General features: G+C 42.2%; 13 protein-coding genes. 8 read left to right on the top strand and 5 right to left on the bottom strand.

The window, feature by feature from the left end; genetic code table 11:
- Together BM739_RS06930 and BM739_RS06935 are read left to right on the top strand one after the other, a co-directional pair.
- The coding region (locus BM739_RS06930; protein WP_175609499.1) for a transposase at window positions 1–487 on the top strand (487 nt) is incomplete at its 5' end.
- Window positions 488–1,182: 695 nt separating this feature from the next.
- Window positions 1,183–1,719 carry a DUF4124 domain-containing protein gene (locus BM739_RS06935; RefSeq protein ID WP_076538943.1) on the top strand — a complete coding sequence of 179 codons (537 nt, stop codon included), beginning with the start codon at window positions 1,183–1,185 and terminating at the stop codon, window positions 1,717–1,719.
- Window positions 1,720–1,848: 129 nt separating this feature from the next.
- Here BM739_RS06935 and BM739_RS06940 read toward each other — a convergent pair whose 3' ends face one another.
- The gene (locus BM739_RS06940) at window positions 1,849–2,046 is read right to left on the bottom strand and encodes a YheV family putative zinc ribbon protein (RefSeq protein WP_076538946.1); all 198 of its coding nucleotides are present in this window, start codon (window positions 2,044–2,046) and stop codon (window positions 1,849–1,851) included.
- A 164-nt stretch (window positions 2,047–2,210) separates the two neighbouring features.
- Between BM739_RS06940 and BM739_RS06945 the strand changes: the two genes are divergently transcribed.
- Together BM739_RS06945 and BM739_RS06950 are read left to right on the top strand one after the other, a co-directional pair.
- Window positions 2,211–4,121, top strand: coding sequence for an ABC transporter ATP-binding protein (locus tag BM739_RS06945; RefSeq protein WP_076538949.1), 1,911 nt, complete (start codon window positions 2,211–2,213; stop codon window positions 4,119–4,121).
- A gap of 31 nt (window positions 4,122–4,152) precedes the next feature.
- Window positions 4,153–4,602: a TIGR02444 family protein gene (locus BM739_RS06950; RefSeq protein ID WP_254843489.1), complete on the top strand. Its 450-nt coding sequence runs from the start codon at window positions 4,153–4,155 to the stop codon at window positions 4,600–4,602.
- 29 nt (window positions 4,603–4,631) lie between these two features.
- On the opposite strand, the gene BM739_RS06955 is transcribed toward BM739_RS06950, so the two are convergent.
- Window positions 4,632–6,227, bottom strand: a complete 1,596-nt coding sequence (locus tag BM739_RS06955; RefSeq protein ID WP_076538954.1) for a GMC family oxidoreductase — start codon at window positions 6,225–6,227, stop codon at window positions 4,632–4,634.
- Window positions 6,228–6,262: 35 nt separating this feature from the next.
- Entirely contained in the window at window positions 6,263–6,763 is a 501-nt protein-coding gene (locus tag BM739_RS06960; protein WP_076538956.1) for a TAT leader-containing periplasmic protein, read from the bottom strand.
- 98 nt (window positions 6,764–6,861) lie between these two features.
- Here BM739_RS06960 and BM739_RS06965 point away from each other — a divergent pair, with 98 nt between their 5' ends.
- The 3 genes from BM739_RS06965 (at window position 6,862) to BM739_RS06975 (ending at window position 9,150) form a co-directional block, all read left to right on the top strand.
- Window positions 6,862–7,824, top strand: a complete 963-nt coding sequence (locus BM739_RS06965) for a hydrolase (RefSeq protein WP_076538959.1) — start codon at window positions 6,862–6,864, stop codon at window positions 7,822–7,824.
- A 2-nt stretch (window positions 7,825–7,826) separates the two neighbouring features.
- Window positions 7,827–8,093: a YheU family protein gene (locus BM739_RS06970; protein WP_076538962.1), complete on the top strand. Its 267-nt coding sequence runs from the start codon at window positions 7,827–7,829 to the stop codon at window positions 8,091–8,093.
- Window positions 8,094–8,241: 148 nt separating this feature from the next.
- Window positions 8,242–9,150, top strand: a complete 909-nt coding sequence (locus BM739_RS06975; protein WP_076538965.1) for a phosphoribulokinase — start codon at window positions 8,242–8,244, stop codon at window positions 9,148–9,150.
- Window positions 9,151–9,448: 298 nt separating this feature from the next.
- Here the strand turns inward: BM739_RS06975 and BM739_RS06980 are convergent, their stop codons facing one another.
- Together BM739_RS06980 and BM739_RS06985 are read right to left on the bottom strand one after the other, a co-directional pair.
- Entirely contained in the window at window positions 9,449–9,880 is a 432-nt protein-coding gene (locus BM739_RS06980; protein ID WP_076538968.1) for a hypothetical protein, read from the bottom strand.
- A 127-nt stretch (window positions 9,881–10,007) separates the two neighbouring features.
- Window positions 10,008–10,799 carry a tetratricopeptide repeat protein gene (locus BM739_RS06985; RefSeq protein WP_076538970.1) on the bottom strand — a complete coding sequence of 264 codons (792 nt, stop codon included), beginning with the start codon at window positions 10,797–10,799 and terminating at the stop codon, window positions 10,008–10,010.
- 376 nt (window positions 10,800–11,175) lie between these two features.
- On the opposite strand from BM739_RS06985, the gene crp reads away from it, so the two are divergent.
- The gene (crp, locus tag BM739_RS06990; protein ID WP_076538973.1) at window positions 11,176–11,811 is read left to right on the top strand and encodes a cAMP-activated global transcriptional regulator CRP; all 636 of its coding nucleotides are present in this window, start codon (window positions 11,176–11,178) and stop codon (window positions 11,809–11,811) included.
- Window positions 11,812–11,857: the final 46 nt, after the last annotated feature.

Genomic DNA, 11,857 nt, shown 5'->3' on the forward strand with positions numbered 1-11,857 from the left:
AAAGTGGGTGGTAGACTGCCAACATGTGGGTAAAGGACTGCCAGCGTTAAAGTACCTGTCGCGATACCTTTATCGCGGCGTGTTACCCGATAAAAATATCGTCAGTAATATCGACGGACAAATTAGTTTTGAGTATCAAAATAGCCAAACCAACACCACTGAAATACGTACATTACCTACTGTCGAATTTCTATGGTTGGTACTGCAACATGTACTGCCGAAAGGCTTACGGCGAGTCAGAGATTTTGGATTACTCAGAGGAGGTTCAGCCAGGCTGCGGCAACGAATACGCTTGATGTTAGCCGTTGCTGGAGCGGTGTTATCACCGCTCGAAAACATCACTAAGACACAAGCCGTGCGACCTTGCCCTTACTGCAGACAACCGATGGTATTTATGGGCTATTTGCAACAAAAGAATAGGAATAAGCATGCACGACTGACAAGCTTTATTAGGCAAAAAACAACGACACCTAACGCCACTGTTTAAGCACAAGGATTAAAAAGTTAACACTTAAGAGGCGGAGCAAGAAAAGTTTAAGGAGGTGCTAAGGCATTGATATTTTGAGGTAACGAAATTAGCTGACGGTGCTAAGGGATCGATGCGGCTAGTAAAAAATGTTACGGCTCAGCACACACCTAAAAAGCGTAAGATCTTACGCCGATATTTACACTATAAAGGTATCACTCGGGCTTGTTCAACACTTGGGATAAGGACGCGGCTACGCGCGGCCTATCCTTATACGTTAGTTCGTTCGTTAGTAAGACTTAGAAGAGGATTTACTAAGCCTTACAAACATAATTGCTGAATCAGAAACATATCATCACTTTGTAATACTTATTACTGAATTTTGGCGGAAACCTCACCGAATCAATAACCTTACTTTTAGTCATTAAGCCATTCGCCATTGCCGCTGTAAGACTTAGTCCACTGTTCAGTAAGTATTACAAATTTATAGTAATTTTTTACTATTACATTAAAAAATCAGCGTCAAAAAACTGGCATTTCCATCAAAATTAAGCCATAGTTAAAAAGTATGCTAAAGCATTACAGTAATAACCGACTATAATGATTAACAACCAGCGGAACTCAATGGATATTGAGCCTCCAAGCGGTAACCTTCTGATATAAACCCAACACCTAAGTTGATACGATATCGGTTAGACAAAAGGATCTGTGGCCGAATGCCAAGTAGACTATTACAAACATTCATTTTGCTCGCGTTGATTGCAAGCCCTATCGCATCAGCCAATAGCATTTATAAGTGCATGAAAGATGATCGCGTCGTCTTTAGTCAAACCGTCTGCCCGAAAGAGTATCGTCAGCACAAAATCGAATTTCAATTAGGGATCACTACCGAAGTCGACTCTGATAAAGTTGTCCTTAAAGAAGACCCGCTCAAAGCCCTACTGAAGAAAAAAACCATTTCAAAAGAGAAGTTAATTCAATTACTTGATAGTGAAGTGTATCGATTGAAGCAAGAAAACAGCTACTTCGAAATTCTCCGTGCCAGTGAAATTCAAAAACTTGATCGTAATCGCTATTGGCATAAAAAAGAAAAAGATGATCCTGGTTACATTAAGGATTTGAAAGAAATCAATTCACGCTTTGACGAGCTTATGAGCAATAATCGTCAAGTTATCATTGTATTAACTGATCATAAAAAGAAAATCATCGAAGAAAGTGATGCGCCAACATCACTGGCACAAAAAGAAGGCTAGCCGCGACTAAAAGTCATTTAGTCGCTTTCATTTTAGTTAAGTACTTATTCCAACTTCACCAGCCAGTCTCAAGTTAAACACTAGGCCAAACTCAATATTCTTGAGAAGCAAAGCAAATTACTGCAGCCGCTAATCTGGCTTAAATACCCCAATCATATTGCCATTGGCTTTTTCAGCCACTTTAGCTTCCGTTTGCTGCTCTCGATAATCACAATCAGTACATTCCACAGTTTCAATACCATTTTCTTTGAATAATACGATACTGTCTTGGGCGTGACATTTAGGGCATTTTGCTCCTGCAACGAAGCGCTTTTTAATTTTTGACATAATGTTGTTATTTTTCTAATGTAATTGTGCAAATCCTATGATGCTATTTTGCCATGATTTCAGCCAAAGCGTCTCACTATTTCACAGAAATAAAATGTCATTCAGCATTGGGATACGTTATTATCGCTGCACTTTACGTATTCACTCCAATCAAGTTGCTATTCATGATCAACATCAGCCAAGCTCAGCTTATTCGCGGAACCAAAACCTTACTCGATGATGCCAACCTTACCGTTTATCCAGGCCATAAAGTGGGACTGGTCGGGGCCAATGGCACCGGAAAATCAACCCTGTTGGCGTTGATTTTGGGGCAGTTACAACTTGATAAAGGTGAGTTTAGCCTTCCTGCGGGTTGGCAAATAGCCACTGTAGCCCAAGAAACTCCCGCGCTAGAGGTGTCTGCACTGGAATATGTGCTTGATGGTGATACTGAATTTCGCGAGCTTGAAGGTCAATTAAACAAAGCTCAAGATGAAGATGACGGCCATAAAATTGCCCTCATCCACGGTAAAATTGATGCTATTGGCGGCTATGCGATTAAATCTCGCGCCGGCTCATTGTTGGCAGGCTTAGGTTTTAGCGAGGCGGAGCAAAGCAATCCGGTAAAGAGCTTTTCAGGTGGTTGGCGTATGCGACTCAACCTTGCTCAAGCGCTGCTATGTCGCTCCGATTTACTGCTACTGGATGAACCCACCAACCACTTAGATTTAGATACCATGTACTGGCTAGAAGGCTGGATTAAGGCCTATCAAGGTACCCTTATCCTCATCAGCCATGACCGTGATTTTATTGATGGTATCGTGGATGAAATTGTTCACGTTGAACATACCAAGCTTAATTACTACAAAGGCAACTACAGCTCCTTTGAGCGGATCCGCGCCGAACGTATGGCCCAGCAGCAAGTGGCCTATGAGCGTCAACAAAAAGAACGGGCACATATGCAGACCTTTGTTGACCGCTTCCGCTACAAAGCCAGTAAAGCTAAACAAGCCCAAAGCCGCTTAAAAGCGCTGGAGAAAATGGCTAACTTACTGCCATCCCATGCAGACAGCCCATTTCACATGGCATTTCGTGAGCCTGAAGCCTTGCCTAATCCATTAGTGACGATGGAGAAAGTCTCTATTGGCTATGATGATAAAACCATCCTTAGCGAAGTGGAGCTTAACTTAGTACCAGGTGCACGTATTGGCTTACTGGGCCGAAATGGCGCAGGTAAATCAACCTTAATTAAGTTGCTATCGGGCCAATTACAACCCAAAACGGGTAGATACCAACCCAATCCAGGAATGAATATTGGTTATTTTGCTCAGCATCAAATTGAATTTTTAAGTCTTGATGATACCCCGTTACAGCACATGGTGCGGTTAGCGCCTAACGCAAAAGAGCTAGAACTGAGAAACTTTCTCGGCGGTTTTGGTTTTAATGGCGATATGGCACTTGCCCCCGTTAGACCCTTTTCTGGTGGCGAAAAAGCGCGCTTAGTGTTGGCGCTATTAGTTTGGCAGCGTCCTAACGTACTGTTACTGGATGAGCCCACCAACCACTTGGATTTAGAAATGCGTCACGCATTGACAATGGCGCTGCAAACATTTGAAGGTGCGATGGTGATTGTGTCACATGATCGACATCTTTTACGTTTAAGCTGTAGCGATTACTACTTAGTAGACCAAGGCGCTGTTAAACCATTCCAAGGTGATTTAGATGATTATCACCAATGGTTATTAGATGCGGCTAAAGCGGCCCAGTCTAATAGCAGCAAAGATACCTCAGCCAGTCCAAGTATTGATAAAAAGCAGCAAAAACGCATTGAAGCAGAGCTAAGACAGAAAGTGTCGCCACTGCGTAAAAAACAAATAAAGTTAGAAACTGAGCAACAAAAAATCACTGCCAGATTAGCAGAGTTAGAAATAGAGTTAGCTGATGGCTCACTTTATGAAGCTGACAATAAAGCTAAAATGACCAAAGTACTCAATGAAAGAACCACGCTCACCCAATCAATGGACGAAAGTGAAATGAGCTGGTTTGAGCTACAAGAAGAAATTGAAATTATCGAACAAGAGTTTGGTATCGGTTAATGCATAATGCAGATAACAAGGAATAGGATCAGTGCAGCAGTTTAATTCATTACTATGGCGAGATTGTGAAAGCCAATACGCTACTAACCCTCAGCGCTACATCAGCGTTCAGGATGCTTACCAAGTGAATGTTAACATGCTGCTACTGGCGCAATACCTTGATAAAAAAGGCTATCTACTGCCATTAGTTCAATGGCAAGCACTGGCGGCTACCATAAACGATTGGGACACCAAGGTCGTTAACCCTTATCGCACCTTGCGCCGTTTAGCGAAGGAGCATATTAAAGCTAATGAATATCAGCAAATGCTCGACATTGAGTTAATGCTGGAGCGTAAAACCCAGCAAATGCTCCTTAACAAGCTCAATACTGTTACCCCAGAGATTAAAGCCAAACAGCATTGTGTAAATAAAAATACCGATAACTACTTGTCATTATTCGGGATTAACCATGATGACTTTAAAAATTTACCCGTAATTTAATACCGCTGCAGACTAAAAAACGCATGGCATTAAACCTTAGCTGACGGCTTTAAACGCTCTGCTAATAAGGTCGCATTTCTGGCCACAATCGCGTAAATCGATAACTGCGGATTAGCCCCTAAACTGGTTGGAAACATGGAGCCATCCATGACAGACAAGTTTTCAAAATAATGGGAACGCCCCTCACTGTTGATCATCGATAGGGTTTTATCTTCGCCCATAGCGCAGCCGCCCATCACATGGGCTGAGGCTACAATGGTTTTTAATAAACCAATATCCATAGTGGCAATGGTTTGCTTGGCTTGTTGCCAATTAAGCTGCTTGCCAACACCATCATTAATGGGCAACACGGCATTAGCACCTGCTGCAAATTGCAGCTCAGCCATAGTGGCAAACGCCCTTCTCGCGGTATCCCAAAAAGGCTTTTGTAGCGGATAATCTAACGCAAAGCCGGTATCAGTTAAGCGCACTTGCCCACCTTGAGACTGGGCCGAATAGCCATCACGCACCAGCGCAATCATCACCTGTAAATTGTTAAACTGGGTCATTAACTCGGCATGACTACGACCATAACCAATAGTTTTTGATGCGATTAATACTGGATGGATCGGCGGCACTTCTAATTTATAACCCAGCTCTCCGGCTGCGCCATCACGCCACACAAACTCATCGGAATATATCGATTGCGGCGCGCCGCTATGGCCATCAATTTGCTTATCAAAAATGCTGCCTGATAACAAAGTAGGATGAAGAAAGGTTTTACCTAAAAGCTGATAAGGATCTGGGGTATTAGCACGCATTAAAATCGTCGGCGTATGCAGAGCGCCCGCGCTCAGAATATAGTGCTTCGCCTTAAAAGTCAGAGTCGCGCCATGGCCTGAAGCAAGATGCGCTCTGGCGGTTAAACCTGTCACTTTATCGGCTTTATGCTGCAGCTCAGTAATTTTAGCGTTTGATATTAACTGAGCGCCTTGCTCTAAGGCACTCGGTATGGTGGTGACCAGCATAGACTGCTTGGCGTTGACCGGGCACCCCATGCCGCAATAACCCGTATTCCAGCAACCTTTAACATTACGTTTGATCACCGTATATTCCCAACCGAGTTTTTCACAGCCTTCTTTTAAGGCCGCATTATTACGATTAGGTTGAAATTGCCACTCGCTGATATTTAGCCGCGTTTCCATTTTTTCAAACCATGGCAATAAGCTTTCTGACGATAGGCCTTTAACTGACTTTTCTTGAGCCCAAAATGCTAAGGCTTGCTCAGGGGTTCGAATTGAGGTGGTCCAATTAACCGTCGTTGAGCCGCCCACACTGCGACCTTGAAAAATACCAATACCTTTGTCAGCAGTTTTCATCGCTGCAGCTTGCTGGTATAGATCAGGGTAAGCACGGCGCTCTTCCATATTAAAATCGCTGGACGATTTAAGTGGTCCAGCTTCAACCATGATGACCTTAAGACCCGCTTGAGTGAGGATTTCAGCTGCAGTTCCGCCCCCCGCGCCCGTGCCGACAATCACTACGTCTGCTTCAAAATGCTGATCGTTTTCAAGTTTACTGGCATCAATATGTTGCCAGCCAGCTTTTAAACCTTCTGTAATGGGGTCAATAATATTAGCGGCCACGTCTCACTCCTAAACACGGTTTACATCAAAGAAAATTAGGCGGTCAAAAAAGTGGGTTTAGCGTAATGTAACCGCCCCCAATGCTCTGGGCAGGCATAATAACTGGATAGCACTAATTCCCGTAAGCCAAGATAGGCAGTTTGCAGCATTTGCAGAAAATGATGGCGCCACTCTTCTAGCATCAACACTAACTCATCAGCAGAGCGAAGCATCAATGGCGTTAGGCTACTCGTTAGCAGCAATAAACCCATCCGGCTCTCAAGTAGATTTAATAACTGATTAATCTCGCTTTTTTGATCTTCAGGTAACACACTGATGGTTTGATTAATTGCCACTATCGTACGATTAATAAAGGCTTCGCGATAATTAGCAACTTCTGGCAAGGTGCCATCCATAAAAATAGGGATCAGCACATTAAAAAGTAAACGATGATTTTCATCAGGATGATCGGTAATGTCTGGGGTGTATAAACTCACACCCAAGGCCAGCGCGGCGGTACCGGTAAAGGCGCCTGCCAAAAAGGTTCTTCGTTTCATAGTTATCCCTTGCTGCAAACATCTGTGATAAAGTGGTCGCTAACAACATTTAAACATACGTTTGAACATTCACAAACTATTGCACTATAAATACCCTTATGAAAAAGATTTTTACTCCACCATGGTGGGCAGTAAGTCCTCATATTCAAACGATTCTACCTGTTTTATTTAAGGTGGCCAAACCAGACACTCGTAGACAGCGCCAAGAGCTTGCTGACGGTGATTTTATTGATTTGGATTGGTTAGGCAAGCCGCAAAATGGCCAGCCAATTTTAGTGCTCCTCCATGGACTTGAAGGCAGTAGTGAATCACACTATGTCAGACGCATGCTACAAACTGCCCAAGACCATGGCTTATGCGCTGTTGTCCATCATCACCGTAGTTGCTCAGGCGAGCCAAATCGATTAGCCAGAAGTTACCATAGTGGCGACACTCAAGATATTCAATTTACCCTAACTCAGTTACATCAGCAGTACCCAGAATCACCACTGTATGCCGTCGGCTACAGTTTAGGCGGCAATGTACTGGCAAAATATCAAGGTGAACAAGGCGAGCAAAGCTTGCTGGAAAAAACCATTATTGTTTCAGCGCCTTTGTGGCTCGCAGCCTGTGCTAAAAAATTAGAAAAGGGCTTTTCAAAGGTTTATCAGCAGCATTTAATAAAGCAGCTGCAAGCCAAAATGCACGGCAAAGTACTGCAAAGCAATTTGGTTGAGAAAATGCCCGTCACTGAAGCGCAAATTCAGCAATTAACCACCTTCTATTTATTTGATGATAAAGTGACCGCGCCTTTACACGGTTTTGCTGACGTGAATGATTACTACCAAAGAGCCAGTGGTAAGCCTTTTTTAAAAACGGTCAGCAAGTCGACCTTAGTTATCCATGCCCAAGACGATCCTTTCATGACCGATGATGTCATTCCTGCGGCAGTAGAATTATCAGAACATGTGGAATATGAACTACACCCCAAAGGCGGTCATGTTGGCTTTATCAGCGGCGGCGTTCCTTGGAAGCCACGTTTTTACCTTGAATCAAGAATTATCCATTTTTTAAAGAGCTAATTATGCTTATTCCTTATGATGCCTTGCTACAACTGCCACCAGCAACATTAGACAATTTAATTAAAGAGTACTTATTTACCCAAATTGAAGATGGCTCTTTTGGCCAAACCGATGACGCTCAGTTACAAAATGCGATTAATCAATGTAAACAAGCTTTAAAACAAGGCGAACTCATCGTTGAATTTAGCGAAGAGGATGAATCCATTGCCATTAGACAAAAAGAGCAGATCATTCACCCAAACAGTGATGACAAAGAGCCATTCTTTTAATGCAAGATTGACCTAACCCGTTTCAAGCCGTATAAATAGAGTCTGTTTTTCTTCAGGTTGAAACATGTGAATGTGAATGACTAACGGATTATAAAATACTGAATTGTCATCATAATTAACTTCTTCACGTTTGATCTAGGTAGGATAAATGTCTATTAAACACCCCATTATTGCTGTTACTGGCTCATCTGGCGCAGGCACAACAACAACGACCACAGCATTTACTCATATCTTCCGCCAGCTGGGCATTAATGCAGCGTTTATTGAAGGGGATAGTTTCCATAACTTCACCCGTGCAGAGATGGAAGTGTTAATTCGCAAGTCACAGGCTGAAAATAACAACCTCAGTTATTTTGGCCCTGAAGCCAATAATTTCGTCAAACTTGAAGAGTGCTTTAAAAGCTATGCCGAAACAGGCCAAGGCCAAACGCGTAGCTACTTGCATACTTTTGATGAAGCGGTGCCATTTAACCAAATGCCCGGCACATTCACCCAGTGGCATCCATTACCTGAAAAAACCGATATGTTGTATTACGAGGGGTTGCATGGCGGCGTCGTCACTGAAGATGCTGATGTTGCCAAGCACGTAGATTTATTGATTGGTATGGTGCCGATTGTCAATTTAGAGTGGATTCAAAAAATTATTCGCGATACCTCAGACAGAGGCCATAGCCGTGAAAAAGTCATGGGCTCGATTGTGCGCAGTATGGATGATTATATTAAGCATATGACGCCACAATTTTCTCGCACCCATATTAACTTTCAGCGAGTTCCAACAGTTGATACCTCCAATCCATTTAGCGCTAAAGACATCCCCAGCTTAGACGAAAGTTTTGTGGTGATCCGCTTTAGGGATATTAACAATGTTGATTTTCCTTATTACTTAAGAATGATTGATGGCTCGTTTATGTCACGCATCAATACTTTGGTTGTGCCTGGTGGCAAGATGTCATTAGCCATGGAGTTAATTTTAACCCCACTGATTAAAGATATTATTCAGAAAAAAGCGGCGGCCGATGAAGTACAACAGCGCGATGATGCTAGCCCAGCAGAATAAGCAACGGCTAATACAACTAACTACAACTAACTACAAGTAACTACAAGTAAACTAGGCAGGTTAAGCTTAATTTAAGCCTAAACCATTATCATTCTCGCTGTCGGGACTTCAGGCGAAAGAACGATAGTTGATGTGCTCTTGGGTGTTAATTCCCCCTTATTTATCTGTTAGCGCACTTGGGCATATCAGCAAACTTCTCTTTATTGTTAGCCACTGTAGTCAGTCTTTTCTATTCGGCCTTTTCTATTCAGCCTTTTTTATTCAGTTCGGCTCCGCTTAAATCAAGCATGTAAAAATATTAATTTAACGACACCAGTAAGCGTTTTATTTCCGCTCGTACCTGATCAATGTTTGCAGTTATCGCCATACTCGATGCTTCGACCTCAACCATGTTTTGCCATTGCCCAGACCATACCAAAGCTAAATTTTGTGCTTCAACTTGAACCTGCTCATTGGTTAATGCACTTAAATCCCTAATTAAGCCCACTTTAACCCAGCCCACTCTGGGGTTACCTAATGTCGTATCTTTATCGTAATGGGCCGCATAAACCAATTGTTCTAACTGTGCTAATTCAAGCAGCATTTCAAAACACGCGGTTCTGACATTGCTATTATGCTCTGTTATCTCCATACGCCAGACGTTGTATGAAAAACCCAGTAGCGAAAACAGCAAGCTAAAAATTACGGTTAATTGATAAAGTTTTAATTTACTGCCGATGATGCCATTCATTTGGATTACCTAGTGATGGTTAAACTGACTCTGAGCATCAGCTAATCATAGCGACAATTTTCCGAGGCGCTTAAATCCAGGCACAAAAAAACGGCCAAATAGGCCGTTTCAATATTAAAAAGCGTGATTAATTCATTAATGGAATGATTTCACGGTAAGCCCTGCCTTGCTGATACTGTTCAAGCCGCATCATAAATTCATCGCTTTGGGCAACTTCTGGGTTTTGCTTTAATGCTTCAATAGCTTTTTGCTGGGTATCAACAGCCAGTTCAAACTCACCCATTTCGGCATAAGCTGCGGCAAGGTTATCTAAATTGGTCGGATCGTTAGCGTTACTTTCAAGTAATTGCAGTGCAAGCTGCACCGCTTTTGAGCCATCACGATACTCTTCTTCAGGGCAGGTCGCTAAAATCCACGCCACATTACCTAATGCAATAGCATCACCAGCTTGAGTAAATTGCTCTAATGCTTTGCCGCAACTGCGGCTAACACCATCACCACCAGCAGAGTAAATAAAGCCTAATCGAAAATGAGCTCGTGGATCGCCATGCTTAGCTAAAGACTGGTACCATTTTTCTGCTACCGCTAAATCCCGCGGTAATAACTTTCCTTCAAAGGTTAAATCAGCCAAAGTTTGCTGCGCTTTAATATGATCTTGTAGCGCCGCTTGCTCGACCCAATAAAGGCCTTGATCAATATCTTGATCGACAAATCGCCCCGCAAAACTCATTAGCCCCAATAAAAATTGTGCGTCGGCATTGCCTTCAGCAGCCCGCAATTGGATATGAACTAATTTACTAGCCGCTTGAGATGCTTCAGATTGAGGAATTGAAAAGGCACTGACAGGCGCACTGACACTCGTCAATAAACCTAATGAGCAGGCCAAGCCAACACTTAATAATTTCTGCGAATATTTCAAATCTACCTCTGCTGCAGCGATTCAACTTTGATAACCAAACTAACAATAACCAGCAATCGCTATTTTTACAATAAACCAATCAGCTTTAATCATGAGAAATAGTTCATCTTCAAACTAAAGCTTGATAAAAATCGATAAAACAATGACTTTTAAATAAACAACAACTTGCCAATTAAATCAGACAAGGCTAAATTAGATTTATAAGCTTATAGTTCAGTTACAAAAATAAATTTCTAATTTAATAACTTAATACCTTGGCTAGCTGTTTTTTCATAATGTTAAACTCGATCTCCATCAAAGTTTTACACGATTAACTCAAGTACAATTACTTTATTAGATAGTCCTTACTTTCATTTTATCAATCGAGGAAATACACATGGCTCTGATTGGCAAGCCTAAACCTGATCCAACTTTGGAATGGTTTCTTTCACACTGTCACATCCATAAATACCCAGCGAAAAGCACCTTGATACACGCAGGTGAAGAGTCTGATACCTTGTATTACATCGTTAAAGGTTCTGTCGCTGTATTGATTAAAGATGAAGAAGGGAAAGAAATGATCCTTTCATACCTTAATCAAGGTGACTTTATTGGTGAACTTGGTTTATTCGAAGAGCAAGCTGAACGTACAGCTTGGGTTCGTGCTAAACAACCATGTGAAATTGCTGAGATTTCTTACAAGAAATTCAAGCAACTGATTCAGGTTAATCCTGAAATTCTCATGAAGTTAACTGCGCAAATGGCTTACCGCTTGCACAGCACTAGCCAAAAAGTCGGCGATTTAGCTTTCTTAGACGTTGCTGGACGTATCGCACAAACATTATTACATCTTGCTAAGCAGCCAGATGCAATGACTCACCCAGATGGCATGCAAATTAAAATCACTCGTCAAGAGATTGGTCAAATTGTAGGTTGTTCACGTGAGACCGTTGGCCGTATATTAAAAATGCTTGAAGAACAAAATCTTATTCAAGCTCACGGTAAAACGATAGTGGTATACGGTACCCGTTAAGTTAAGCTTCAGCTTGATTTAAGGGTGATTAATTAAAGTGATAATT

This window comes from Shewanella sp. UCD-KL21, from assembly GCF_001957135.1.
GTDB lineage: Bacteria > Pseudomonadota > Gammaproteobacteria > Enterobacterales > Shewanellaceae > Shewanella.